Annotated in this window: 1 pseudogene; it reads right to left on the reverse strand. The window is 38.2% G+C overall.

Annotated elements, in window-relative coordinates:
• Positions 1-304, reverse strand: a pseudogene (locus FC15_RS02910) (transposase); the annotation flags it as partial.
• Positions 305-382 lie beyond the last annotated feature (78 nt).

Below are 382 nucleotides of genomic sequence, written 5' to 3' on the forward strand. Positions count from 1 at the left end.
AATAACTGATCTTCTATGAAGACAAGGCAATTAATTCGTCCTAATGCTTTCCCAGTAACACCGCCGCAGCTTTTAAAATTTCAAGTTCCTCCTTTAATCGCTGATTTTCCTTTTGAAGTTGTTTGAATTCTTTGGACGTTACTTCAGTACCGTCTTCTAGCTCAACTGATTTAGCGCCTTTAACCCAGTTATGAATTGCGGCTGGAGAAACACCGTATTCCTCGGAAAGCGAGCGAATAGATCTTTTCTCTTCACGATGCATCTTCACAATGCTGGCTTTAAAATCATCTTGATATCGTTTCATTGGAATGCTCCTATCTTGTTTTATTAATTATGGCACAACTGTTCAGAAATTTATGTACCAAATACTAGGATAGGAGCA

It is taken from the genome of Lapidilactobacillus concavus DSM 17758, assembly GCF_001435835.1.
Classification (GTDB): Bacteria; Bacillota; Bacilli; order Lactobacillales; family Lactobacillaceae; genus Lapidilactobacillus; species Lapidilactobacillus concavus.